This window comes from Variovorax sp. 05L425, from assembly GCF_056397705.1.
The window spans coordinates 1-25,250 of sequence record NZ_JBFTNY010000010.1 but is presented as its reverse complement, the minus strand read 5'-3'; the positions used below and the strand labels follow the sequence as shown (position 1 = coordinate 25,250).

Genomic DNA, 25,250 nt, shown 5'->3' with positions numbered 1-25,250 from the left:
CGTTCGCCGGCACCTGCCCAACTCTAGAGTCGGATGCTGGCAGGCGGAAGCCAGCATTGCGGCGAAGCGCCGCGCCTTTCGGACGAAACGACGGGGCGAATGATCTAAAGGTCGAAAGGTCGAAAGGTCGGCCGCGAAAAAACATCAGCCGATGTAAAGCCGTTGACATACGGCGTTCCGGCGCATTCCTAAACTGGCCCACAACCTTTCAAAACGCATCACAGACCCGGCGCACGCCGCCTCAACCCCTGCATATCGCGAATCACGCAATGCGACCTGGCCATCTCGATCAGTCCCTCATCCTGAAGCTGAATCAGCACGTTCGAGGTCATGACGCGGCTGAGGCCGGTGATGTTGGCCATCTCCTGGTGCGTGAAGGAAATGCGGATCGAAACACCGGCCGCCTGCACCTCGCCGTACGTGTCGGCCAGTTGCACCAGATGATGGATCACCCGCTGGGCCGCCGTCGCCTGGCTCAGCAGCAGGTTCTGGTTCGCCAGCACACGCAGCTTGACGCTCATGAGCCACAGCACCTGGCGCAGGCATTCCGGATCGCGCTCCATGCGCTGCAGCAACTGCGCGCGCTCGACCTGGCGCGCGACGACATCCGACGAGGCCACGGCGCTCACGGAGTGCCGGCCATCGAGGAATGCGCTGCACTCCCCGACCATGCCGTGCGTGCCGACGATGGCCATGTGCTTCTCATGGCCGGCCTCCGACAGCAGCACCAGGCGCACGCGCCCCTCCTCCACCACATACACGCGCGTGACGGGGTCGCCCTGCGAATACAGGGTTTCCCCCTTGCGAAACAACACCGTGGGCGCACTGTCCGCGATCAGTGTGTTCCAACCGAAATGCGGCACCTCGATCCACGCCGAAGGGGAAGCTGCCGTGTCGGCATTCTTGTTCATCGCCTCAAGGCCTTGTCGTCGCACAAGGCAAGTTCATGAAACACCCATTCTCTTCGTACCGAAAGCTCTTCCCTATCCTGGACAACGCGATCCAGCTGTCCAGTTGCTCGCAAAGCGCGCTCAGCCTGCCGGTCAAGCGCGCGATCGACGAATACCTCGACGTCTGGATTCGGCGCGGTGCCGATTGGGGCTACTGGATGGACCAGGTGGCGCTGGCGCGCGCGGAGTTCGCTCGCATGATCCATGCCGATGCTGATGACATCGCCGTGCTGGGCAGCGTGTCGGATGCCGCGTCGAGCATCGCCTCGTCGCTTCGGTTCGAGGGCGATCGCCGCGACATCGTCACCACCACGCTCGACTTCCCGTCGCTCTGTCACGTCTGGCTGGCGCAGCAGCCTCGCGGCGCACAGGTGCGCTTCGTGCAGGGCCATGCCGGCAGCACGGATGCGACGCGCCGCATCGCGGCAACCATCGACGCGCAGACTGCGCTGGTGTCGGTGTCGCACGCCTGCTTCTACGACGGCCAGATCGTCGACATCGCCGCCACCGGCCGCGAAGCGCGCAGGCACGGCGCCGTCCAGTTCGTCGACGCATACCAGTCGGCCGGGTCGATCACGATCGACGTCCGCGCGCAGGATATCGACATCCTCGCCGCCGGCGCACAGAAGTACCTGCTCGGGATTCCGGGCATCGCCTTCCTCTATGTGCGGCCCGAACTCGCGCGGCACCTCACGCCCACGGTCACCGGCTGGTTCGGCCGCGTGAACCCCTTCGAGTTCGACCCCGGCAAGCTGGATTTCGCCGCCGGCGCCCAGCGCTTCAACACGGGCACGCCGCCCATGATGTGCGCCAGCGTGGCGCGCGCCAGCATCGGCCTGCTCAACGAGATCGGCGTGCCCGCCATCGAGGCGTACCTGGCGCAACTGTCCGAGGTCGCGCTCGAAGAAGCCGCACGCCTGGGATTGTCGGTGGCCAGCCCGGCGACGCCTTCCGCCAAGGGCGCCAATACGGCGGTCCGCATCCCGAATGCCGCGCAGGTCGAGGCACAGATGCTGCAAGCCGGCTACGTCGTCTCGGCGCGCAACGACGTCATTCGCATCGCCCCGCACTTCTACAACACCGCCGACGACGTTGTCGGCGCCCTGCGCGAACTGGCGCGCCTGACACGCTGATGTCCCCAATGTCGACGCTTTCCTTGCCGTCGCATCGCGCCTCGATCGTGTGCCGGGTGTCCGCGGATGTCGCCTTGGCCTTTCTTGCCGACGGCCTTCAACTCGGGCAATGGGCAATGGGGTGCTGGCAGACGCGGTCCGTCGGCGACGGCGTGGTGCAGGGCCACTCCCTGTTCGACGATCAGCCGAGCTGGGTGCGTCCCGTTGCCGACGCGGCGCGCCTCACGGTCGTGTACCACGTGGGCGGCTCGCCGGAAGCGTTGAGCCCGCGCATCAGCGCCGTGGTCGAACCCGGCACCGCCTTCGCCCAAGGCAACGATTGCTGCCGAATCAGCCTGCTCGCGTCACGCACACCCGGCATGGACGATGACCGGTGGCTGCGCCTCGTGCGCTGCCACGAAGTCGAAGTGCTGTTGATCCAGGCTCGGCTGGATCTGCAGAAGCACCACGGATAGCACCCGCCAGTTCTCCGAAAACCACCACGAGGAAAAAACCATGAACCGACGTCACTTCGGCCAGGCATTCACCGCCGCCCTGCTCGCGCCCGCGCTCTCGTCGCCATTGTTCGCCGCCACGAAGCCCTACACCGGTCCGATCCGCGTGCTGGTGGGGTTTCCTCCGGGCGGCGCCACGGACGTGGTGGCACGCGCCATCGTCGACAAGCTCGGCAAGGCCATGAACGGCCAGGTCTTCATCGTCGACAACAAGCCCGGCGCCGGGGGGCAGATTGCCGCGCAGTTGCTCAAGGCCGCGCCGCCGGACGGCTCGACGATCATGCTGTCGATCGACCACACGCAGGTGATCATTCCTCTGACGGTCGCCGCCGCCGGCTACGACCCGGTGAACGACTTCACCGCGCTGGCTGGCGTGGCGGGCTACTACAACGTGCTCGCCGTCAGCGCCTCCACCGGCGTCAGGGACATGGCCGAACTCCGCGCCTGGGTGAAGGCGCATCCGACCGAGGCCAACTACGGCGTGCCAGCCGCAGGCAGCGTGCCGCAGTTCATCGGCCACATCATCGGCAAGTCCTTCGGCGTCACGATGAACTCGGTGCCCTACAAGGGCGGCGCGCCCATGGTGCAGGACCTGCTCGCCGGCCAGATCCCGATCGGCATCGCCTCGATGACCGAGCTGATCGAATACCACCGCAACGGCAAGGTCCACATCCTGGCCAGCTCGGGCCAGGAGCGCAGCAAGACCGCACCGGAAATCCCGACCTTCCGAGAACTCGGGTTCAGCGGCATCGACAAGAATCCCTGGCTGGCCTTCTTCGGACCGAAGGGCATGTCGCCGGAATTCGTCGAGACCTTCGACCAGGCGATGAAGACCGTGCTGGCGGAGCCCGAACTGCAGGAACGCCTTGCGAAGATGGGCAACGAGGTTGATCCGGCGCCGGCCCGTGAGGTCGCGCAATGGGTGGTCGACACCAACCGCAACTGGAGCAAGGTGATTCGCGAGTCGGGCTTCAAGGCGCAATGACGAACGCGTCGAACATGGGACGCGAATTCATCCAGAGCGGCTCGCGCTGGGAAGAACTGGCCGGCTACTCGCGCGCGGTGGTCGACGGCGAATGGGTCTTCGTCTCCGGCACGCTGGGGCAGGACTTTGCGACCGGCGAGTTTCCTGCGACGGCGGAGCAGCAATGCGAGGTCGCGCTCGACACGATCGAGAGCGCCCTCTCGCAGGCGCATTCAAGCCTGGCCGACGTGGTCCGCGTGCGCGTCTACATCCCGGACCGTGGCGACGTGGTGGCCGTCAGCCAGGTGCTGCGGCGCCGCCTGGGCAGCAACCGCCCGGCGAACACCACGCTCTGCAGCGCCCTGGCCGTGGAAGGCGCGAAGGTCGAGCTTGAAGTGACCGCGCGGCGCAGCGTTTAATCTCCATTTCTCTTCACAGGACCCACCGATGACTATCCTGACCGAACTGGCCCAGGCCATGCGCAACCAGACGGTTCGCACGATCGACCTGACGCACACCTTGAGCGAAGACTTCCCCGCCTTGCAACTGCCGCCGCAGTTCGGCCAGGTCTCCCCGTTCAAGATGGAGCGCATCTCCCATTACGACGAAGCCGGCCCGGGCTGGTACTGGAACAACTTTTCATGCGGCGAGCACACCGGCACGCATTTCGATGCGCCCGCGCACTGGGTCACGGGCAAGGACCACCCGCGCAATACCGTCGACACCATCGCGCCCGACAACTTCATCGCGCCCGCCGTGGTCATCGACGCCAGCGCGGAGGTCGCGGACAACCCCGACTGGCTGCTCACCGTCGAGTTCCTCGAAGCCTGGGAATCCACCCATGGCCGCATTCCCGAAGGTGCCTGGGTACTGTTCCGCACCGACTGGTCCAAGCGGCTCGGCGACCCGGCCGCCTTCGTCAACATGCGCGAAGACGGCGCGCACACGCCGGGCCCGACCCAGGCGGCGGTCGAGTGGCTGATCCGCGAGCGGAACGTGCATGGGTTCGGCGTCGAGACCATCAACACGGATGCCGGCCAGTCGTACGGCTGGCCGCTGGCCTACCCCTGCCACACGCTGATGCATGGCGCCAACCGATATGGGCTTCAGTGCCTGAAGAATCTGGATCAGCTTCCTCCCACCGGGGCGCTGATCGTGTCGGCGCCGCTGAAGATCCAGGAAGGCTCGGGCAGTCCGTTGCGCGTGCTCGCGCTGGTCGAGGCTTAGCGCGCCCGAGCCGCCGCGCACACGGGGCACGGAAGTTTGCGTGGGCCGCAGGCTCCGCTCAGTCTGCCGTCCCCATCCAGGTCGCAAACGCCTCGATCTCTGCTTGCCGCAAATGACGGGCCATGGTGACGACGTAAAAGCCATATCCCGGCAGCGACAGCGGGTGCGCCTTGACCAGCGCCCCGGAATTCAATTCACGCCCCACCACCACATCGCTGCAGATCGCGATCCCCTGCCCCGCAACCACGGCGTCGATCGCATGCAGTTCCTCCCGAAAGCTGATCGCCCACGTCTTGTCGATCACCGCCAGGTCGGGATCGATCAGGCCTGCGGTCGCCAGCCATTGCCGCCAGGTGGGCGCCTGCGGATCCCGGGTCATCCAGTCGAAGTGAATCAGGGGAAAACGCAGCAGATCCGAGGCGCGCTCGATGGCCTGTCCATCCTTCGCCAGCAGCGCCGGACTGCAGACCGGATAGAACATGTCCCGACAGATCTCCTGAACGACAAACCCGGTCGGCATGGTCCGGGCGTAGCGGATCGCCACATCGGCGTCGCCGGATCGAAGATCCAGGACCGCATCCGTTCCGATGATCTCGAGCGGAATGTCCGGATATCGCTCCCGCCACGCAGGCAGGCGCGGAACCAGCCATCGGCTCGCAAACGCATTGGGGCTGGTCACGCGCAGTGGTACGGGCGCGCCGGACTCTGAAATCGAGGCCACCGCACTCACAAGCGCATCGAAGCCATCACGCAGCGCCGGGAACAACCTCGCCCCCGCGCCCGTGAGCACCAGAGGTCGCGGATGGCGCTGGAACAGCCTGTGCCCGCAGGTCTCTTCCAGGAGCCGGATCTGATGGCTGATGGCTGTAGACGTCACATGGAGTTCGGCGGCCGCCGCCTTGAAGCTGCCAAGCCTGGCGGCAGCCTCGAAGGCCTGGAGCGATCGCAGAGGGGGCAGCTTTCTCATGGACGTGACGTGGATGAGTTTTCCTCACCTGCAGCTGAGTTCTTTGATTTTGCCGTGCGCAGCAGCGTGTGACAGCATGTTCCCTGTCAGATGGGTTGGCACCGATCAGCCCGAAAACATGGGGGTAAGAATGGACACTCATCATTCAGGCAACCGCCTCGGGGCCGGTCAGTCCACGTCCGATCTCGACACCTTGCGGCGCAAGCTGCATGGCAAAGTGGTCCTCCCGGACGATCCCGGATACGAGGAAGCGCGCGCGGTCTGGAACGGCGCCGTCGACAAGCGTCCGGCCATGGTTGTCTACTGCGCCAGCACCGCCGATGTCATCGAAGCCGTGGCGTTCGCGCGATCGGGCAACCATCTCGTGGCGGTCCGCAGCGGCGGACACAATGTGGCGGGCCTGTCGGTCTGCGACGATGGGATCGTGATCGATCTGTCTCGCATGAAACGCGTTTCTGTCGACCCGGAACGTTGCGTGGCCCGCGCCGAGGCCGGCCTCAGCCTGGGCGAGTTCGATGCCGCCACGCAGGCCCATGGATTGGCAACCACGATGGGCGTCAATAGCGACACGGGCATTGCCGGGCTGACGCTGGGCGGCGGTTTCGGCAAGCTCGGCCGCAAACACGGCCTGGCCTGCGACAACCTGCTCGCCGCGGAGGTCGTGCTGGCGGATGGCCGCTTGCTGAGGGCAAGCGCCACCGAGAATGCGGACCTGTTCTGGGGATTGCACGGTGGCGGGGGCAATTTCGGCATCGTCACGACTTTCGAATACCAACTCCACCCGGTCGGGCCAGCGCTGCTGATGTACACCGCCCTCCACCCCTACCCCCGCGCGCGCGATGCGATGCGTTTCTACGACGATTTCTGCGCCCAGGCCCCGGACGAACTCAGTGTGGACGCGGCCCTCGTCACGAATGCGTCGGGCGAGCGCTTCTTCAACATCTCGGCCTGCTACTGCGGCCCGAACGAGATCGGCGAGCGCATCATGCGTCCGCTCCTGGCGCACGGCTCTTCGGTCGAAAGCCAGCTGACGCCCGTTCCCTACCTTCAGATTCAGTCAGGCGGCGACAGTCTCTTTCCGCGAGGACGCAGCTACTACTGGAAGGCGCAGTTTCTGCACTCACTCACCGACGCGGCGATCGACACGCTGCTCGATGTCTACGCGCGTGCGCCCTCGACGACCTCGCTCGTGGTGTTCCAGCACGTCGGCGGCGCCATCGCTCGCGTCGCCGCCTCGGCAACGCCCTACGCGAATCGCGATGCGCGCTACGACTGCTTTCCCATTTCAATCTGGGATGCGCCATCCGAGGAGGGTCCGGCCGTCCGGTGGGCACGCGACATTTGGAACGCCGTCAAGCCTTTCTCGACGGGAGGTGTCTATGCGAACAACCTCGGCGATGAGGGCGAGGATCGCGTGCGCGCCGCCTATGGCGAAAACTACGCACGCCTCGCTGCGCTCAAGGCCAAGTACGATCCAGCCAACTTCTTTCGCCTGAACCAGAACATCAGACCGTCGGCGTAGTTCACGGCAGTGTGGGGGTCACCGACGGTCACCGCCCCGCAGCGACTTGCGCTCGCGCTCAAGCACCCGCTCGTAGAGGCCCCCGCCCGGCGCGACAAGGAATACCACCGCGCCGTGTATCAGGAGCCCCAGGCCCCAGCCGAGGAGCGGGTACACATACCAGTTCTGCCCGCGCGAGGAAGCCAACAGAATGAGGAGCAGGTTCACCAGAACGTACACGAACGCATGGATGTACCAACCCATCTTGGCGCTGGCGCGACGGCGAGCAAGTCGCTCCAGCTGGTCATGGTCGGCGGAGGCATGTCTCATGGTGCGACCTCTTAGGGGGAAGCAGATTCCTCAAGTGGAACAGGTTTCGGCACAGCATGCCTCAACGAGAGACTCACGATATGACCTGGTCGGCCCGAAGGAGCGCGCTCTGCGGGATGGTCAAGCCAATGGTTCTGGCAACCTTCAGATTGACAACGAACTCAACCTTCGTTGGCAGCTCCATCGGCAGGTCGCCGGGCTTTGCGCCATTGAGTATCTGCACCCCGATCTCCGCCACGCGTCGGAAGATCGCCGCATAGTCCGGGCCGTATGACAGGAGAGCTCCAAAGCGATTGCCTGCCATCACAGGCACCCGATTCGCTGCCTCGAAGGCAAGCCAGTCATCCTGCAGCTTCGCGTTGATCTGGTTGGGTCCCAGGAGTACTCCGTCGGCTCGTTGCCTCTCGATCAACGCGACCGCCGCCGAGAAATCTGCGGACGCGTTGATGTCCAGGGGGATGAGGGTGACTCCAACCGATCGCGCGCTTTCACGGTAGCTCTCGAAAGCCGCATCAATACTTGCGCTGCTGAGGCCCGACAGCCGCCCGCATTCCGGGCATCGGGCCAATGCGATCTTGGAGACGGTGGGGACCGCGGCCTTGAACAGCTCGACTCGCTTTGGCATGAGGTCGGAGTTGAAGTTTGAAATCCCAGTGACCTGGCCGCCCGGATGTGCGAAGCTCTCGACCAGACCCGTATGCAGCGGGTCGAAGATTCCGAACGTGACTACTGGGATGTTACGGCTTGCCTCGACCACGGCGTGTGCCGCCGTCGAAGTGCCGGTAACGACCAGGTCGACACCCTTGTCCCGCATCTCTGCAGCGAACTCCGCGTAGCGTTCATTCTTTCCCTCCGCGTAGCGCCAATCGATTGTCAGGTTCCTACCTTCCACGAAGCCGAGCTCAACCAGTCGATTGATGAACGCCGCCAAGTACCGGTCCTCGTCCGCAGTGTTCTTTGCCGTGTATCCGAACCAGGCGATGTGATACGTCCGCCCCGGAACCTGGGCCAGCGCCGTCGTCCCAAGGGCACACGCGAGGCCAGAGATGATTCGACGACGCCCAATCATGTCCCACCTCCCAGCATCTTGAGCCCGTCCCCGAATTGGGTGGCGGCGATACTGAATCATGCCTACCCCGATACGTTCGGGTCAAGGACGGCGATGGAGTCAGCTGCAATTCTGCGAAGGCGATCGAGCGTCCCCAACGAGTCCGTCACTTGCCCGCCAGAAGCCTCGCCGTCATCTTCTGCTGCACCACGCCGATCGCCTTCAGTGGCCTGACCATCACCTTGAAGTCGACGATCTGGCCAGCGGCATTCCATTTGACGATGTCCACCGCGTTGATGGTCACGCCATCGATGTCGCTCTCGAACTCAAGCATCGCGTCCTTCTCGCCGAAGAGCTTGCGAACGACGTGGAAGGTCGGGTTGAAGAACACGTGCAGCGCGGCGTCCAGGTAACGCGTCGCGAGTTCCTTGCCGCGTTGCGGCGAGTGGACGACGGGAGAGTGGAACACCACGTCGTCGGCGAGCAGGTCTCGCAGACCGCTCGGATCTTGAGTAACGACGATGCGATGCCAGGTGTCGAGTGGGTTGGTAGTCAATTTGCGCCTCTTTCATCGGGAGTGAATGCGGTTGCAGGCAGTGGCGCTCGCCTGACCCTGCCTTTGGGTTCGTCGATGTTGGCGGCGAGCCATTCACGCCAGGCAGCGGTCCCCTTGCGGCCGTGCGCTTCGGCAAAGCCCAGCCGGACCGCCGTCTGTGGGGCGACATCGAAGCCGACCACGCGCTTGTTCAGTCGGCGTGCTTGCAGATATTGGCGGGCAAGCTCCGAGAGCTGCAGTGCTGACGGCCCGCCGATCTCGTCACGCACACCGCGCCTGCCGTCGTCGACGCACTCGATGAGATACGACGCGACATCGGCGGTGTCCACCGCGTCCATGATGACGTTGGGAACGATCCACCAAGGCATCCATCGTATGCTGGCAAAGAGACGCGCCAGCAGGTAATAAAACGGGCCGGCGCGCACCACGGACCACGGAACATCCGATTGCCGAACCAGTGTTTCGCCTTGTAGCTTCACCTTGCTATAAGGAAGCGAAGCAGCCTCGCTGAGGCCGACGATGGACACGTGCAGAAAATGCTGCACCCCGGCATTCCGGCATTCATGCAGCAGCCGCCCCGTTCCGCCCACGTCCACCGCTGAAGGCGTGGTGAAGAAGTCCACCAGTCGGATCCGGCCGCGCTGGGCGATCGGAGAGAAGGTCGCAGCGTTGATGACGGTGGTCACGCCATGAAGCGCTTCGCGCAAGCCGGCGCCCGTCGCAAGATCACCGCGGGTCCATTCGACCCGTGGGTCGTCGCCCGGCAGCCTGGCCAAGACTCGTACCTGTTTGCCCCGGGCCAGCAGTTGGCCCACGATGTCACGGCCGAGATGGCCGGTACCGCCCGTGACGAGAATGCGCTGTTCATCTGTGCTGGTGTGCTCAAGCATATTTCCTTCCCACGTCAATGGTTGATCGAAGTCGCTATACATCGTGAAACCCCTCGGCGATGAGCCTCATCGAACAAGACGTTTGAGGTTCCGGTTTCGTCACCACCGCGTGCCGAGTCACCGTCCACGACTGTTCACTGCGATGACGGATACCCAGACTTTTTTGAACCTTCGGTCACGCCTGTTCGGTATTGCTTACCGGATGTTGGGAACACGGCAGGAGGCTGAAGACGCCGTGCAGGAGGTCTACCTCAAGTGGCGTCAGGCCGAAACCAGCCGCGTGCGCTCGCCGGAAGCGTGGCTGGTGAGCGTGACGACGCGCTGGTGCATCGACCGCCTGCGGACCTTGAAAGTGGAACGAGAGTCCTACGTCGGGCCGTGGTTGACAGAGCCCATCGTTGCGGAGGTGGCATCGCCCGAGACCGAGCTGGAGAAGGCCCAGCACTTGTCCATTGCCTTTCTGTTGATGCTCGAGCGGTTGAGCCCGGATGAGCGCGCTTCATTCCTGCTTCACGAGATGCTCGACTACGACTACGCCGATATCGCCGACGCCCTTCAACGCAGTGAGGGCGCATGCCGCCAGTTGGTGTATCGGGCGAGGCAACGCTTGGGCGAGCCGCGCGGACGCATTCGAGCATCGCCGGCACAGCATCGCTGGTTGGTGGAGCAGTTCGTGGCGGCCACGACGAGCGGCGACATCGACCGCATCGTCGGGTTGCTGTCCAACGATGCGCAGGTCGTGGCAGACGGTGGCGGCCATGCGCGCGTCGTGCTCAAGCCCTTGCAAGGAGCAGAGCGCATCGCGCGGCTCTTCCACGTGATCGCCCGTCAAGTTTCCGCGCATGCCGCGCGGCTCGACTATCGCCCGGTGCGCGTCAACGGCGAGTTGGGACTGCTTCGCTTCTTCAACGGTACGCTGCATTCAGTGCTGGCGTTCGAGACGAACGAGGATCGAATCTCGTCGATCAGCATCGTGGCGAATCCGGCAAAGATGGGTGAGGCGGTCCTGTTGACGTGAATGTCGGCTTCCGGCTATAGGCCTTCAGGCGGCGAGTGGGAGCCGCACAGCCACTGCGGCTGCCCACAGGCTGCCCTCAAACCTGGCTCGACGAGCCTCGAATCACCAGTTCGCCCGGCAGCAAGAGTTGCCGTGGCGGCCCTTCGAGGCCCTGCAGGCGTTCGATCAGGCAGGCAGCGGCAGTACGTCCGATCGCGTCGGTGGGTTGAGCGACGGCGGTCAGGCCGGGCCCGATCAGCGGCGCCCAGTCGGGATCGTCGAAGCCGACAAAGCCGATGTCCGTGCCGAAACTCAGCCCCAGCCGCGCCATCGCCGTGGCCACGCGCAGCGTCACGACCGCGTTGCCGGCCAGCACGGCGGCGCGGCGGCCACGTCGGGCACGCTTGTGCAACGCGCGCAATGCGGTATCGAGGCTTTCGCTGTCGTCGCCCGTGCATTCGAAAACCTCACCGGCCACGCGCGGCTCGTGCGCTTTCATGCAGGCGCCGAACGCCGCCGAACGCTCACGCCGCGAACTCACGCCTTTCAGCGGTTCGGTGATGTAGAGCAGTTCGCGGAATCCGCCGTCCACGAGATGGCTGCATGCCGACTTCATCGCGGCCACGTTGTCCAGCGACACGAAATCGGTATGCATGCCGGCGTGACGACGGTCCACCAGCACCGCCGGCTTGCCGTGCAGCGCATCGGCATCGACCAGCCCGGCACCACGACCCAGCGTGTTGAGGATGAAGCCGTCGACCTGGTAGCCAGTCAGCGCATCGATGGCCTCGCGCTCGCGATCGATATCGTTGCCCAGGTTGAAGAGCATCACGAGGTAGCCGGCGTCCTGGCAGGCCTTCTCGGCACCGCGCAGCACAGCCACCGAGTACGGATTGGTGATGTCGGCCACGATCAGGCCGATGAGCCGCGATCGGCCGCGGCTCAGCGCCTGCGCCATCGGGCTCGGCGTGTAGTCGAGTTGGGCGACCGCGGCTTCGACGCGCGCCGCGATGTCCGGACTCAGCAGTCGCTCGCGATGGTTGAGGAAGCGCGAGACGGTGGCCTTCGACACGCCGGCCGCCTTGGCCACGTCGGCAATGGTCGCGCGCCCCGTTCGCTGCATGGGATTTCGTGCGTTCAAGCCGAAGCCGTGTCGTAGACGGCGAGCGGCCGCTCACCGGCCAAGGCACGCAGCAGATTGGTCGTCGCAAGCTCGGCCATGGCGTGGCGCGTCTCGTGCGTGGCCGAGCCGATGTGCGGCAACGGTGTCACGCGAGGATGCGTACGCAGCGGCGAATCCATGGGCAGCGGCTCCGTCGCGAACACGTCGAGGCCGGCAGCGCGCAGGGTGCCGTGATCGAGCGCCGCGAGCAGCGCATCTTCGCGCACCGTGGCGCCTCGTCCGCCGTTGACAAAGATGGCGCCAGGCTTCATCGCGCCGAACACCTTGGCGTCGATCATGTCGCGCGTGCTGTCCGACAAAGGCAGCATGGCGACGACGAAGTCGGACTGCGCGAGCAGCGCGTCAAGCGGCGTGTGGATTGCGCGTCCTTGCAGTTCCGGCGCCTGCGTTGCGAGATCCACCGGCCGGCGCGCGTGATAGAGCACAGGCATGCCGAAGCCCAGGGCCGCGCGCCGCGCAATCGCCTGGCCGATGCGGCCGAAGCCCAGCAGGCCCAGCGTCTTGCCGTGCACGTCGAAGCCGAACAGGTCTTCGCCGATGTTCTTCGTCCAGGCACCCTCGCGCACGAGGCTCGACAGCTCGACGACGCGGCGACTGGTCGCCATCAGCAATGCGAAGACGGTATCCGCCACGGTCTCATCGAGGACGCCGGGCGTATGGCACAGCATGATCCCGCGCGCGTGCAGCGACGCCAGCGCGTAGTTGTCGACACCGACCGAGACGCTGGACACGACTTCGAGCCGCGGCGCTCGCGAGAGCAGCGCATCGTCGACCGGATAGCTGGAACCGATCAGGCCCTGCGCGTGCGGCAGCGCTGCATCAAATGCATCACGCTGTGCGGCCTCGCGCGGATTGGCGACCGTGACATCGTGCGCGGCCTGCAGTCGGGCCAGTTGATCGTCGGGGAGTTCGCGAAAGACGAGGATCTTCTTGCGAGTCCAGCCGCCGCCGGGCCGCCCCAAGGCGGCTGCGGCCCCCTCGGGGGGCAGCGATGACGCGAAGCGCTGAGCGTGGGGGCCTTCGATGCCAGCCTCTTCGAGTTGCATGCGGGTCGGCAGTCCTTCGGTATCGCCGAGCACCTGCACGGCACGCGCGCCGATCCAGGCCCCGCGCCGGACCGCTTCGGGCACCGACTTGCCTTCGAGCAGCGCGCTGACCACGCCGGCCGCGAAGCCGTCGCCGGCACCCACGGTATCGACGACTTTCTTGACCGGAAAGCCTTCGACGCGCCCCGTGCCCGCGACATCGCTGTCGTAGTAGGCACCCTCGGCACCGAGCTTCACCACGACCAGCTTCGCGCCGAGCTTCCGATAGAAATGCGCCACGCCTTCGGGCGTACTTTCGCCGGTGAGGATCAGGCCCTCTTCCATGCCGGGCAGCACCCAGTCGGCGCGCGACGCAAGATCGTTGATCCAGTGCCGCATCGTCTCGGCCGACGACCACAGCGTCGGCCGCAGGTTCGGGTCGAAGGAAATGGTGCGGCCCGCGCTGCGCATCACGTCCATCGACTTGATCGCCGCCTGCAGGCTGGTGTCGGAAATCGCCGCGAACACACCCGTCGCGTGCAAATGGCGCGCGGAGCGCAGCCAGTTCTCATCGACATCCCCGGGGCCCATGTGGCTGGCGGCCGATCCCTTGCGGTGGTATTCGACCGGCGGATCGCTGCCGTCGGTCACGCGGCCCTTGAACTGGAAGCCGGTGCGCTGCGTCGCGTCGGTGATCACGTGCGAGCAGTCGATGCCTTCGCCCTGCATGGTGGCGAGCAGCGCGCGGCCCATCGAGTCGGTGCCGAGCCGGCTGGCCCAGCCGACCTTGAGGCCGAGGCGCGAAAGGCCGATCGCCACGTTGGTCTCGGCGCCGGCCGTGCGTTTGTGAAAAGCGGTGGCGTTTTCGATCGGGCCGGGCTGGTCGGCCACCAGCAGCAGCATGGCTTCGCCGAACAGCGCGACGTCGAAGGAAGGATTCGTCATGAAGTGGCTCGCAAAGAGCGGATGTGCGCGATCTGGTCGCGCGTGACGGCCAGCAGGTCGTCTCCGATCAGGGGATATTCGATGGCGTGCGGCACGTCGGCCGGCAGCGCGCGCAACACGGCGCGCCAGGGCGCCGCGGAGTCCGCGAGCGGCACCGCCACCCACTTGGCCGGCAACCGCTGCGCGCCTTTGCAATGCACGTAGCGCACACGGCGGCCCAGCGCCTGGGCGGCCTGCAGGGGGCATTCGCCAACCCAGTGCCAGTTGCCCATGTCGAAGGTCATGCCCAGGTCGAGCCCGGCATGGTCGGCGGCGTCGAAGAAGGCCTGCAGCGCGTTCAGCGTCCCGGCGGAAACGGTCTGGTCGTTCTCGATCACGAGTTCGATGCGCGTTTCGGCGAGTTGAACCTTGAGGCCCCACAGCGAGCCGTGCGACGACGGGCGGAAGTCGCCGATCGACATCTTCAGCCGCTTGGCGCCGAGCGTGGTCGCGGCCGCGATGCCGCGCCCGAGCGCGGCGCTGTCGAGCCAGCCCCCTTCGGCCCAGAGGCCTTCGGGGCTGGAATAGACAGATGCAAGACCAGCCATCGCTGGCAACTCCGTCGCCGGATCGCGCAGCAACTCGCCGCGCACTTCAACGCTGTCGGCGCCAGCTGCCTTGGCGAGCTGCGCGCACCAGAGCTGGCCGTGGCGGCCGATCTCGGCGGCGCCGAACGATGAGAGAGAAATCAATACCTGCGTCATACCGTTGGTGATCGACGCCTCAGTGCGCCTGGTGCGAACTCAGGATTTGCCCCAGGAACTGGCGCGTCTTTTCGTTTTTCGGGTTGCCGAAGAACTCGGCCGGCGGCCCCTGCTCGATGATCTTTCCGTCGGCCATGAAGATCACGCGATCGGCCACGCTGCGCGCAAAGCCCATCTCGTGCGTCACGCAAAGCATCGTCATTCCGTCTTCAGCCAGGCCGATCATGGTGTCGAGCACTTCCTTGACCATCTCCGGGTCGAGCGCCGAAGTGGGCTCGTCGAACAGCATGATCTTGGGCGACATGCACAGCGCGCGCGCGATGGCCACACGCTGCTGCTGGCCGCCGGAAAGCTGGCTCGGATACTTGTGCGCCTGCTCGGGAATGCGCACGCGGGTGAGGTACTTCATCGCAACCTCTTCCGCCTGCGTCTTCGACATGCCGCGCGAGCGCATCGGCGCCAGCGTGCAGTTCTGCAGGATGGTGAGGTGCGGGAACAGGTTGAACTGCTGGAACACCATGCCGACTTCGGCACGCACCGCATCGACATTCTTGCCGCCGGCGGTGAGATCGATGCCGTCGACCACGATGCGGCCCTTCTGCACCGTCTCGAGCCGGTTGATGCAGCGGATCAGCGTCGACTTGCCCGAGCCCGAAGGCCCGCAGATCACGATGCGCTCGCCGGTACGCACCGAAAGGTCGATGCCGGTCAGCACCTGGAAGGTGCCGTACCACTTGTTCACCGCCTCCATCTGGATGATCGATTCGGTGCCGGCGTGGGTCGTGACTGCATCGGTCATAAGAGTTCCATCATTTCAAGAATTCACAGTCCCGGATTTTTCGGGAAACACCGCGGAACCGGCTTTGCCGGGCCGCCGGTGTTGCCCCCAGCAAGGGGGTTGGCGTAGCGACACGAAGTGCGCGAAGCCTGGGGGTTAGCTCATCAGTTCAGCTTGGGCAGGTCGGTTTGGAGCCACTTCTGGTAGAGCTTGTTGAGCTCGCCATTGGCTGTGTTCTTCTGGATGAATTCGTTCACGTTCTTCTGCAAGTCTTCCTGGCCGGGGCGCATCGCGATGCCCATGTTCTGCTGCACCAGCGTGAACTTGTTTTCAAAGGTGTTGGCCGGTACGCGCTTGGCGATCTGTGCGGCGACCGTGGTGGAAGCGCCAATTGCGTCGACCTGCCCTGACATCAGTGCCTGCATGGCCGATGCATCGTCGTCGAAGCGGCGGATCTCGGTGCCTTCGGGCGCTGCCTTGGTCACGGCCACGTCCTGCGTGCTGGCGCGGGCGACACCCACGCGCACGCCCTTGAGGTCGGCGGCGGTCTTGATCGGCGTGCCAGTCTTGCCGTAGAGCACGATGGTCGCTGCCGCATAGGGCTGCGAGAACTGGACCTGCTTGGCGCGCTCGGGCGTCACGGCCAGCGAGGCGACGAGGAGGTCGACCTTGTTCGTGAGCAGGAAGGGAATGCGGTTCGGACCGGTGACCGGCACGATGTTGGCCTTCACGCCCCAGTCCTTGGCCAGCAGCTTGGCGACGTCGGCGTCGTAGCCGTCGGGCTGGTTCTTCGCATCGGTGGTGCCGTAGGGCGGGAAGTCGACCAGCATGCCGATGGTGAGCTCACCCTTCTTCTTGATGTCGGCCACCGTCTGGGCCGTTGCGAAGGGGGCGAATACGGTCAGCGCGGCGCCCAGGCCCAGGGCTGCGATGGCAGCGCGGCGGGTGTTGGAACGAATCATCTAAGGTCTCCTTGAGTTTGAGGACTGAAAACGAAAAGGCGAAAGAGAAACTGGATGGGCGGGTCAGCGGGCAAGAGCGCGAGCACGCTTGCGCTCCATGCGCGCGGCCAGCAACGAAAGCGGCCAGCAAATGACGAAGTAGATCGCTGCCACCGTCGCAAAGACTTCCAGCGGCTGGAAGGTCGCGTTGTTGATGATCTGCCCGGCGCGCGTGATTTCGGTGAAGCCGATGATCGCCGCGAGCGAGGTGCCCTTGATGATCTGCACCACGTAGCCCACCGTCGGTGCCAGCGCGATCTTGAAGGCCTGCGGCAGCACCACGTCACGCATGCGCGAAACGTAGTTGAGGTTGAGCGCCTGCGCTGCCTCCCACTGGCCGCGCGGAATCGCCTCGATGCACCCGCGCCAGATTTCGCCGAGGAAGGCCGCGCTGTTCAGGATGAGCGCCACGCCCGCCGCGATCCACGGATTGATGTCGAAACCCAGCACCGGCGCGCCGAAGAAGATCAGGAACAGTTGCAGCAGCAGCGGCGTGCCCTGGAAGATCTGGATGAAGGCGGTCGACAGCACCCGCGCCGTCTTGTTCTCCGACGTGCGCGCCAGCGCGATCAAGAGCCCCAGGATCGCTCCGCCGATGAAGGCGATCAGCGACAGCGCCAGCGTCCATTGGGCCGCTTGGAGGATGAACAAGAATTCTGGAAAGCCGAAGGTACGCATGGTGTTCAGCGCCGATCCGGATAGTTGAGGGTGCGCCTGTAGATCAGCTTGAACAAAGCCGAGAACGACAGCGCCAGCGCGAGATAGATGCCGGCCACCACGATGTAGATCTCGAAGCTCCGGAAGGTCTGCGATTGCAGGTTGGCAGCGACCGAGGTCAGGTCGTCGGCGGAGATGACCGACACCACTGCCGAACTGAGCATCAGCAGGATGAACTGGCTCGTGAGCGCCGGGTAGATTGCCTTGAGCGCCGGCTTGATGATCACGAAACGGAAGATCTCCCACGGCTTGAGGTTGAGCGCCCTGCCCGCCTCGATCTGGCCCTTGGGAATGGATTCGATGCCCGCGCGCACGATTTCCGCCGCATAAGCGCCGAGGTTCACCACCATGGCCGTGAGCGCCGCCGTGTAAGGCGACCAGCGCAGCCCGATGGCCGGCAGCGCGAAGAAAAAGAAGAACAACTGCACCAGGAACGGCGTGTTGCGGATGACCTCGATGTACGCGTTCACGATGAAGCGCAGCCAGCCCGGTCCCGAAGTCTTGCCCCAGGCACAGAAGATGGCGACCACCAGGCCCAGCAGCGTGGCAACGAGCGAGAGCTGGATCGTGATCCACGTGCCCTTCAGCAGCAGCGGCCAGGCCGCGAAGACGGCATCGAACTGGAATTGATAGTTCACGGCAGTGGTGGCTATTCGAAGCAGGTTCGGAGTGGTGCATTTCCGCTTCGAACGAACGTCGCCGCGGTGCAGGTCAGTATATGTGAAACCGGTTTCAGCACCAGCCTAGGGATTCCCCTAGGACCCCGCCGTGCCTACACTGACGGCATGCTGATCACCGAATCATCGGAAGCAGAAACTCAGGTCGCGAGTGCAGTCGACACGCCTGCCGTGCATCACCTCCGCCAGACCCTGCTCTGGCCGCTGCGCCTGATGCCCACGGCGCAGCCGCGACACGCGCATCGCGGCCCGTGGCAGGTGCTGCGCGACCTCGGCGATGCGTCGCCGTGGCGCGAGGAGATCGACGAATACACCGGCGGAAGCGATCGCTTCCACGAGCGCCACTACAACGAGTTCGTGAGCTTCCTGCCCTACGTTCAGCGCTTTCTCTACGGCGACGGACGCAAGGGGGGCCAGGCCGGCGGCACCGACTATGGAAGCGATTCGCCGATGCGCGTATTCCGGCGCAGCGACGTGACGGCCGTGCGCGTCGTTGCACGATCGGGCGACGCGCCCATCACGCTGCAGGTGGTGCATGTCGACCTGTACTTCTTCTTCGACGTCGACGTGGTGATCCTCAACATGGAGATCGGCGCGGACGACCTCAGCCTGCCGCAGGCCCAGGAGATCCTCTATCGCTTCGGCCGCGCCTATCCCGGCGGCTGGGATGCCCAGGGCGCAGCGCTGCATTGCATGCACAGCGTCGAGTGGCTGGGTGCGGGCGGCACGGTGCTGTCCGTTTCGGACGCTCAGCAGCGCGAGCCCTTCCTCTCGCACGTGGCGGAGCACCGCGCGCCGCGCATCACGGCGCACTGGGCCTGGCTGATGCAGCCGCTGGTGATCGACCATTCCGACGAGCCCGGCGAGTTGCGCTACCGCCAGATCGAGTACTACCGCATGCCGGTCATGGCCTACCTCGCGCTCGACGATCCCAGGCGGCTGTCGCGCGCGGATTTCATTCGGCTCGCGCTTGTATCGGGCGCGGCCGAGCCCGCCGTGTCGGGCACCGGACCGCTGCCCTTCGCAGACGATCTCATGATCGACTTCGAGCAGCGCTACTGCTACGACCGCTTCTGGGTCAACGCCGGCGCGGCGCCGAACACGCGCTACCTGTGCAACGGCCGCGCGCTCATCGTGGTGGGCCAGGCCGACTCGGAGTTCTTCTGCTGCCGCGACCGCGGTGTCCTGGCGCAGTTCCGTCACCAGCATTTCCTGTTGTTCCTCATCGCGCACTTCCAGAAGGCTGCGCTGCTGATGTATTCGGACAAGCTCGTCGAGGCGCTGCGCAACCTGAACATTCACGACGTTGCCAGCGTCAAGCGCTTCAAGCGTGCGATCCGCGCCAGTTTCGAGGGCTTCCTGCGCTTCACGCATCGCTACTGGTTCCACGAGATCTCCGAGCAGGCGCAGGTGCGTGCGCTGTCGCACCTGTGCACCACGCACCTGGGGCTCGATCCGCTCTACGACGAACTCAAGGAGCGCATCGCCGACATGAACACCTACCTCGATGCCGACAGCCTGCGGCGACAGGCCAACACGGTCGTGCGGCTCACCGTGGTGACCTTGTTCGGCCTGATCGGCACCATCACGACCGGCTTCCTCGGCATGAACCTGCTTGCCGAAGCCGAATCGCCGATGTGGCGCAAGTTGCTCTGGTTCGGCGTGACCTTTGTGCTGACGACCTGGCTCACGGTCTACACGATGGTCAAGTCGCGCCGGCTGTCGGACTTCATCGATGCGCTCTCCGACGAGCGCCATACCTTCCGCACCAAGCTGGGCGTGCTGGCGAAGGTCTGGCGGGCAGGCTCGGACTGAAGCTCAATCGAGCGACAGGTTCTGGTAGTCGGCAACCTCGGTGGGCCGGAATTCGCCGACGGGGATGCGCCGGTCGTCCATGTCGTCGAAACGCGCACGAATGTGCGCATGGTCGCGCACCCAGCATCCGCGCAGCGTCTGGCCGTCCCACCACGTCAGGTAAGCCAGGCGGCCGGGCGCCTCGCAGGTGGACTGGTCGTGCGTCAGGCCGAGCACGTTGAAATCACTCCCGTTCGTGACGAACGTGACACTGGGCTGTGATTCGCAGGCGGCGACGAGTGCGCCCAGCGCAAGAAGCGCCGCCGTAGGTGAAATGTTCATGGCCATTCCTCCTCGTCACACGATTGGGTACCGTGCCGACTCCGCTGTCATCCCTCGCCAAGAGGATCAACTGGCCGCCGAATCCTTGATCCGGGGCAGCCACACTTCGATCGAACCGGGATCGGCCTTGATCGCCCGGGGCAGGTACTTGATGACCCAGGGCTGGCCTGTCGGCGATGCAGCGGTCTGGATCAGCGCCTGTGCGCAGGCCCGTGACGACTCCTCGCGGATGACGACCGTCGGATCCGGATGCCCCACCGGCGGCGCGCGACCGGCACGCCGCGAGGTACTGAGCACGTCTTCGATCGGCGGCACGGAGGCGCCCAGGGCGCGCCAGGGTCCGCGCCATGTGCGCGCCTTGTCGCGCAGCGCAGTGCCGTAGGTCTGGATGTAGATCACGGCGCCGGCGCAGACATCGGGCGGCGGCGGTGCGGGCGCGGCGGGCGCGGCAGCCGACCCCCCGTAAGACGGCGCACTGCCCCCGGCATCCAGCGGTGGGGTTGGTGCGGGCGGCGGCGGCGGCGGCGGCGCCGATGCCACCTGTACTTCGCCGCGGCGCCCCGTCACGAGGTCGCGCGCCCACACCGCCACGGGCCAGGGCTCCGGCAGGATGCCGCTGCAGTTCTGCTTCGAACCTGTCTGGCCGGAATAGTCGCGCGCCCAATAGCGCGGCGCACATGGCGACGCCTGTGGAGGCTGCAGACAGTCGATGCCGTTGCCCGGATCGAGCAGCCGCGCGCACGCGGGCGAGCGTTGCGGCAAGGCCTCGTTGCCGCAGGCCTGCTTTGCATCGTCGACGATGCGCACCGACAGGCGGAACTTCGCCATGAAGTTGTCGCTGCCTTCCCTGCACAACAGGTCGCCCGTGCGCAGCAATTCGGCGGCCAGCAATGCCGGTGCATCCCCGCCGGCGTTGCCCGCATGCAGGTGCGCCCATCGTTCGGTGAGGTCCTTGAAGGCCGCGTTCTCGGAATTCGTCTGGTCCGCGCGCTGACCGCGCCAGCTGTCGATGCCTTGCCACGCGGCCACGCCGAAGGTCGCCGCCGTCCCGATGCCGATGGAGGCCGTCACCGCACCCGCCCTGAGCACGCGCGCCTGCAGACGGCTCATCGTTCCGACCGCGGCGGCGGCGGCGCTGTCCTTGTCGCCAGGCTTGGCGGCATGCGCGGACGTATCCGGTTGGCCGTCGTCCGGCACGAACAGGCCCGGGGCGCCCATCGCCACGTGCGCGAGCATCTCGTCCTCGAGCCTGTAGCCGATCTCGGAGCCGAGGCGGAAGTAGCTCTCCCACTGCGCCTCGTCGAAGAACTGGTCCGTCGTCGGCTGTTGAGGAAACAGCGGATTGGCGGCCTTGAAGTTCACCAGATCCACCGGCAGCGACGCCGACACATTGGGCTTGACCAGCACGATCTGCCCCGTCGCGCCGCTCGCATAGCGCACCTGCGCCAGCGCGAGACACGCCTGGCTGCTCGACGAGGCCAGGTCGTTGAGCGAACCGAAGGCTTCGAGATGCGTCCATTCCGCGCCCGGACGCGGCTTCATGAAAGTGATCTCGGCATTGAGATCGATGCGCGCGCGCCGGATGAGGACCTCCAGGTCGCAGAAGCGGTATTCCGGATCGGCGCCGCAGTCCGCGATCACGATCAGCGCGCACTCCTGGCGCAGCAGGGCATACGCGCCGGTGTTCTCGAAGTGGCCGCCGTCGCTCAAATACCAGTTGGCCGAACTGCTGCCCGGAAAGGCGCCGAAGCACTCCAGCAGCAGGAAACGCGTCTTCATCAGCAGCGGGCTCGCATGCACGACCGCGCCGTGCTGCGCGATGCCGGCCTCGGCGCTGTTCCACCAGTAACCGAGCCGGAGGCCCGCGAACACCGACAGCGCTGCAAGGCCGCGCTTGGTGAGCCGCCCGAGGCCGGGCGCGAAAGCCGCGCCGGAGATCGCCATCCACCCGCCGAGCGTGAGCGCACCGTCGCCATGTGCCTGCATCCACTGCGCGCCGCCGGCCTGCATCCAGCCCTGCGGACCGACGGTGAGCGGCTGGCTCTTGCGGTCGCGGTTGAACAACCGGTCCTTGGTGTCGTGCGTCTGGTTGATGCAGATGTTCGCGAGATGCACCGGCCCGCCGTGAGCCTGTGGCGCGTAGTGGAGCTGCGAAATATCGTCGTGCGGGTCGACCTCGCCCACCGGCACCTGCGGCGGCTCCAGCCCCGAGACCTGATCGGTCGGACTGGCGCCGAGCCGCCGCGCATTGGCCGCGCCGAGATAGCCTCGCACGATGCGCGCCTTGTAGAACATGTGCAGCGACGAGACGTTCAGGAAGGCGAAGTTGCGCCCCGTCACCAATGCGTAGCTGCCGATGATCACGGCAATGGTGCCAAGCCACGCCCAGCCGCGCGTGAACTGGAGTCCCGCAGGCGTAAACACGGGCAACAGCACGGCCACATAGACCACCGACACCCACCAGGCCGCAAGGCAGAAGGCCAGGACCAGCCCGAGCAGGCTCGCCAGCGTCAGCACCACCGTCTTGCCGACGCCCGGTATTTCCTGCCGATGGGACAGCAACATCGGCAGAACCCCGCGCAGCGCCGCCGCGACCACCAGCAGCACCGCGCCGTACGACACGCGCTGTTGCTGGTCCTCGGCGGCCAGCCACCAGGCGCTGCGGTCGAGGAGACCCAGCATCACGATCAGCAGTGCCGTGTTGATCACCGAGGCCAGCCGATCCGTCAGTTCGTTGCGCAGCGCGGCCGCGTTCTTCTTTCGGCTGTAGTAGAGCACCCAGAGCAAGGCGATGACCCAGCACAGCGCAAAGCCGACGAATGCGGGCGTGATCCACACCGGCCCACTGAAGCGCTCCACCAAGGGGCCGCCGATCCAGCACGCGCCGGCGCCAAGCGCGAGCCACATCGCGATCTGCAAAAGCATCGACGAGGTCGACGGCTTGTCGCGCACCGACCAATAGGCGCACGCAAGAATGATGGATGCGATGAACGGCCCCACGAGCGTGAACCAGAGCGTCGGCCATTGCGTGGCCCACTCCACCAGGAGCCGCAGGTATTGCATCGCATCCAGATCGGTGACGCTGCTCACCGTGTCCGGCGGCACGCTGTTGAGGTCCACGGCGCGGAACACCGCGTCCCACAGCAGCAGATTCGTCGCGGCCAGCACCATGCCGATCAGGCTCGCGGCAATCGCGAGTTCGATGTGCGTACCCAGCAGGTTGCGAAGATAGAGTGCGCCGGCGAAGAGCGTGTCGCGCAGGCCGCCCGGAATCAGATAGCGGCCGTTGGCGCGCAGCCACCAGCCGAAACGCGCGCGATCGACATCGCCGAGCGCGCGTTCGATCTCGCGTATGTCGTCGGGACTCTTGGCATTGGTGCACAGGCGCCCCAAAGTCGCGCCGATGTAGCCGCCGCCGGACACGGTCGAGACGAGGTCGAACTTGAGCAATTGCCGATGACTGGCCAGCGCCTTGAGCAGCCCGAGACAGAAAGTCGCGCTGCGGATCCCTCCGCCGGACAACGCGAGGCCCCAGGGCCGTCGTCCGTCGTCGTCGCCATGAAGTGCGCGGCGACGTTCGGCAACCAGCTTCTGGATGGTCTCGTCCATGCCGCTCCTCGTCGTTCGAACTGCAATATTTCATGGTTGACCCGCTGCATCAATGGCTCGAACGGTCTATGCCGGAGCGCAGGGTTGCAGGCGCTGTTGGTTAAAGTCGGCGTCCAATGAACCCGCTGCAGCTGCTGCACCAGCCCCGAGACTGGCCTCGCCACATGTTCGCGAGCCTGCTGATTGCCCTGGGCGGCCTGCTCGCCAGCTGCGCAACCCACGGCGCCTGCGAAAGCCCCTACGCGGCATCGCCGCAATTCGTGGGCTGCGGCTTCCGGAATCCGCCCAACCCCGACGCGTTGCCCACCGCAAGCCAGTGGAAGATCTGGTCGCGCTTTCTCTTCGAGTCCAAGCCTGACACGATGCCGGTCGATCCGATCCCCGTTCGAACCGTCAGCATCGAGCAACTCGAAGCGCTGGATCCGAAGGCCAACCATGTGATCCGCATTGGACATTCGTCGAACCTGCTCAAGCTCCACGGCAACTACTGGCTGACCGACCCCATGTTCAGCGAACGCGCATCGCCCTTCCAATGGATCGGGCCCCGTCGTTTTCAAAAGCCTCCCATTGCCTTGGAGCAACTTCCGCCAATCGAAGGACTGATCCTTTCGCACGATCACTACGACCATCTCGACGTGGGAACCATCGAGTACCTTGCGCTTCGCGTGCAGCATTACTTCGTTCCGTTGGGCGTGAAGGCCCGCCTCGTCGAGCTGGGCGTGCCGGCCGATCGGGTCACCGAATTCGACTGGTGGCAGACCGGCCAGCAAGATGGCGTGCAAATCACGGCCACGCCGTCGCAGCATTTCTCGGGACGCACGCTCAACGACCGCAACAAGACGCTCTGGGCGTCCTGGATGATCCAGAGCGGCGACCAGCGCATCTTCTACAGCGGCGACTCCGGCTACAACAAAGGCTTCGCGCAGATCGGCGAACGCTTCGGCGGCTGCGACCTCGCGATGATCGAAAACGGCGCCTACGATGCCTACTGGCCTTCGGTGCACATGACGCCCGAGCAAAGCGTGCAGGCCTTCCAGGATCTGCGCGGCAAGGTGCTGTTCCCGGTGCACAACAGCACCTTCGCTCTGGCCTTCCACGCCTGGCACGACCCACTCGACCGCATCGCTGATCTCGCGGAACGCAAGAACATCGAGCTGGCGACACCCGAGATCGGCGAAGTGCTCACCATCGGCCAGCCGCGGGCCAACGTGCGCTGGTGGCAGGGGCTGCGCTAGGGCCTGTTCACACTACTTCCGGGGTCGCGAAGGTATGCCAGGACGGGCCAATCAAGGCGCGCGACGCCGCATGTGCGTTGGCACATGCAAGGAGCGCAACGCCGAGTGGCCCGTCCTGGCATACCTTCCCTTCGGGTTGCCGTG

Annotated in this window: 24 protein-coding genes and 2 pseudogenes; 9 read left to right on the top strand and 17 right to left on the bottom strand. The window is 65.4% G+C overall.

Going from position 1 to position 25,250, the window contains the following annotated elements; all coding sequences use genetic code 11:
• Positions 1-218 precede the first annotated feature (218 nt).
• Positions 219-911: a Crp/Fnr family transcriptional regulator gene (locus AC1DN9_RS13260; RefSeq protein ID WP_478100809.1), complete on the bottom strand. Its 693-nt coding sequence runs from the start codon at positions 909-911 to the stop codon at positions 219-221.
• A 35-nt stretch (positions 912-946) separates the two neighbouring features.
• Here AC1DN9_RS13260 and AC1DN9_RS13255 point away from each other — a divergent pair, with 35 nt between their 5' ends.
• The 5 genes from AC1DN9_RS13255 to AC1DN9_RS13235 are packed head-to-tail and all read left to right on the top strand — an operon-like array spanning position 947 to position 4,768.
• On the top strand, positions 947-2,083 hold the full coding sequence (locus AC1DN9_RS13255) for an aminotransferase class V-fold PLP-dependent enzyme (RefSeq protein ID WP_478100807.1): 1,137 nt from the start codon (positions 947-949) through the stop codon (positions 2,081-2,083).
• An 8-nt stretch (positions 2,084-2,091) separates the two neighbouring features.
• Complete coding sequence (locus AC1DN9_RS13250) at positions 2,092-2,538, top strand: hypothetical protein (protein ID WP_478100805.1); 447 nt, start codon at positions 2,092-2,094, stop codon at positions 2,536-2,538.
• Positions 2,539-2,578: 40 nt separating this feature from the next.
• Positions 2,579-3,562, top strand: a complete 984-nt coding sequence (locus tag AC1DN9_RS13245; RefSeq protein ID WP_478100803.1) for a Bug family tripartite tricarboxylate transporter substrate binding protein — start codon at positions 2,579-2,581, stop codon at positions 3,560-3,562.
• Positions 3,559-3,960 carry a RidA family protein gene (locus AC1DN9_RS13240; protein WP_478100802.1) on the top strand — a complete coding sequence of 134 codons (402 nt, stop codon included), beginning with the start codon at positions 3,559-3,561 and terminating at the stop codon, positions 3,958-3,960. Before AC1DN9_RS13245 ends, AC1DN9_RS13240 begins: the two co-directional genes overlap by 4 nt.
• Before the next feature lie 28 nt (positions 3,961-3,988).
• On the top strand, positions 3,989-4,768 hold the full coding sequence (locus AC1DN9_RS13235; RefSeq protein ID WP_478100801.1) for a cyclase family protein: 780 nt from the start codon (positions 3,989-3,991) through the stop codon (positions 4,766-4,768).
• Between the two features lie 58 nt (positions 4,769-4,826).
• Here AC1DN9_RS13235 and AC1DN9_RS13230 read toward each other — a convergent pair whose 3' ends face one another.
• Complete coding sequence (locus AC1DN9_RS13230) at positions 4,827-5,534, bottom strand: LysR substrate-binding domain-containing protein (RefSeq protein WP_478101117.1); 708 nt, start codon at positions 5,532-5,534, stop codon at positions 4,827-4,829.
• 66 nt (positions 5,535-5,600) lie between these two features.
• Positions 5,601-5,735: pseudogene (locus AC1DN9_RS13225) on the bottom strand (LysR family transcriptional regulator); the annotation flags it as partial.
• Between the two features lie 130 nt (positions 5,736-5,865).
• On the opposite strand from AC1DN9_RS13225, the gene AC1DN9_RS13220 reads away from it, so the two are divergent.
• Positions 5,866-7,257, top strand: coding sequence for an FAD-binding oxidoreductase (locus AC1DN9_RS13220; protein WP_478100800.1), 1,392 nt, complete (start codon positions 5,866-5,868; stop codon positions 7,255-7,257).
• 18 nt (positions 7,258-7,275) lie between these two features.
• On the opposite strand, the gene AC1DN9_RS13215 is transcribed toward AC1DN9_RS13220, so the two are convergent.
• From AC1DN9_RS13215 to AC1DN9_RS13200, 4 genes are all read right to left on the bottom strand, one after another.
• Positions 7,276-7,566, bottom strand: a complete 291-nt coding sequence (locus AC1DN9_RS13215) for a 2TM domain-containing protein (RefSeq protein ID WP_478100799.1) — start codon at positions 7,564-7,566, stop codon at positions 7,276-7,278.
• A 73-nt stretch (positions 7,567-7,639) separates the two neighbouring features.
• Positions 7,640-8,635, bottom strand: a complete 996-nt coding sequence (locus AC1DN9_RS13210) for an ABC transporter substrate-binding protein (RefSeq protein WP_478100797.1) — start codon at positions 8,633-8,635, stop codon at positions 7,640-7,642.
• A 145-nt stretch (positions 8,636-8,780) separates the two neighbouring features.
• On the bottom strand, positions 8,781-9,170 hold the full coding sequence (locus tag AC1DN9_RS13205; protein WP_478100796.1) for a nuclear transport factor 2 family protein: 390 nt from the start codon (positions 9,168-9,170) through the stop codon (positions 8,781-8,783).
• Positions 9,167-10,102, bottom strand: a complete 936-nt coding sequence (locus AC1DN9_RS13200; RefSeq protein WP_478100794.1) for an SDR family oxidoreductase — start codon at positions 10,100-10,102, stop codon at positions 9,167-9,169. Before AC1DN9_RS13200 ends, AC1DN9_RS13205 begins: the two co-directional genes overlap by 4 nt.
• Positions 10,103-10,202: 100 nt before the next feature.
• Here AC1DN9_RS13200 and sigJ point away from each other — a divergent pair, with 100 nt between their 5' ends.
• On the top strand, positions 10,203-11,078 hold the full coding sequence (gene sigJ / locus AC1DN9_RS13195; protein ID WP_478100792.1) for an RNA polymerase sigma factor SigJ: 876 nt from the start codon (positions 10,203-10,205) through the stop codon (positions 11,076-11,078).
• A gap of 76 nt (positions 11,079-11,154) precedes the next feature.
• Here sigJ and AC1DN9_RS13190 read toward each other — a convergent pair whose 3' ends face one another.
• The 8 genes and pseudogenes from AC1DN9_RS13190 to AC1DN9_RS13155 all read right to left on the bottom strand — a co-directional run bounded on the left by AC1DN9_RS13190 (position 11,155) and on the right by AC1DN9_RS13155 (position 18,087).
• Positions 11,155-12,180: a LacI family DNA-binding transcriptional regulator gene (locus AC1DN9_RS13190; RefSeq protein ID WP_478100790.1), complete on the bottom strand. Its 1,026-nt coding sequence runs from the start codon at positions 12,178-12,180 to the stop codon at positions 11,155-11,157.
• A 14-nt stretch (positions 12,181-12,194) separates the two neighbouring features.
• A complete protein-coding gene (locus AC1DN9_RS13185) occupies positions 12,195-13,202 on the bottom strand; it encodes a 2-hydroxyacid dehydrogenase (protein WP_478101115.1) in 1,008 nt (335 codons plus the stop codon).
• Between the two features lie 60 nt (positions 13,203-13,262).
• Positions 13,263-14,210: pseudogene (locus tag AC1DN9_RS13180) on the bottom strand (sugar kinase); the annotation flags it as partial.
• Entirely contained in the window at positions 14,207-14,953 is a 747-nt protein-coding gene (locus tag AC1DN9_RS13175) for a sugar phosphate isomerase/epimerase family protein (protein ID WP_478100789.1), read from the bottom strand. The gene AC1DN9_RS13175 and the pseudogene AC1DN9_RS13180, both read right to left, overlap by 4 nt.
• Before the next feature lie 19 nt (positions 14,954-14,972).
• A complete protein-coding gene (locus AC1DN9_RS13170) occupies positions 14,973-15,752 on the bottom strand; it encodes an amino acid ABC transporter ATP-binding protein (protein WP_478100788.1) in 780 nt (259 codons plus the stop codon).
• Between the two features lie 143 nt (positions 15,753-15,895).
• Positions 15,896-16,693, bottom strand: a complete 798-nt coding sequence (locus AC1DN9_RS13165) for a transporter substrate-binding domain-containing protein (RefSeq protein WP_478100786.1) — start codon at positions 16,691-16,693, stop codon at positions 15,896-15,898.
• A gap of 63 nt (positions 16,694-16,756) precedes the next feature.
• Positions 16,757-17,410, bottom strand: coding sequence for an amino acid ABC transporter permease (locus AC1DN9_RS13160; protein WP_478100784.1), 654 nt, complete (start codon positions 17,408-17,410; stop codon positions 16,757-16,759).
• 5 nt (positions 17,411-17,415) lie between these two features.
• The gene (locus AC1DN9_RS13155) at positions 17,416-18,087 is read right to left on the bottom strand and encodes an amino acid ABC transporter permease (RefSeq protein ID WP_478100782.1); all 672 of its coding nucleotides are present in this window, start codon (positions 18,085-18,087) and stop codon (positions 17,416-17,418) included.
• Positions 18,088-18,234: 147 nt separating this feature from the next.
• Between AC1DN9_RS13155 and AC1DN9_RS13150 the strand changes: the two genes are divergently transcribed.
• Entirely contained in the window at positions 18,235-19,941 is a 1,707-nt protein-coding gene (locus AC1DN9_RS13150) for a hypothetical protein (protein ID WP_478100780.1), read from the top strand.
• Positions 19,942-19,944: 3 nt separating this feature from the next.
• Here AC1DN9_RS13150 and AC1DN9_RS13145 read toward each other — a convergent pair whose 3' ends face one another.
• Together AC1DN9_RS13145 and AC1DN9_RS13140 are read right to left on the bottom strand one after the other, a co-directional pair.
• Entirely contained in the window at positions 19,945-20,262 is a 318-nt protein-coding gene (locus tag AC1DN9_RS13145; protein ID WP_478100778.1) for a hypothetical protein, read from the bottom strand.
• 66 nt (positions 20,263-20,328) lie between these two features.
• The gene (locus AC1DN9_RS13140) at positions 20,329-23,871 is read right to left on the bottom strand and encodes a patatin-like phospholipase family protein (RefSeq protein WP_478100776.1); all 3,543 of its coding nucleotides are present in this window, start codon (positions 23,869-23,871) and stop codon (positions 20,329-20,331) included.
• 116 nt (positions 23,872-23,987) lie between these two features.
• On the opposite strand from AC1DN9_RS13140, the gene AC1DN9_RS13135 reads away from it, so the two are divergent.
• On the top strand, positions 23,988-25,106 hold the full coding sequence (locus AC1DN9_RS13135) for an MBL fold metallo-hydrolase (RefSeq protein ID WP_478100774.1): 1,119 nt from the start codon (positions 23,988-23,990) through the stop codon (positions 25,104-25,106).
• The last annotated feature ends 144 nt before the right edge of the window (positions 25,107-25,250 follow it).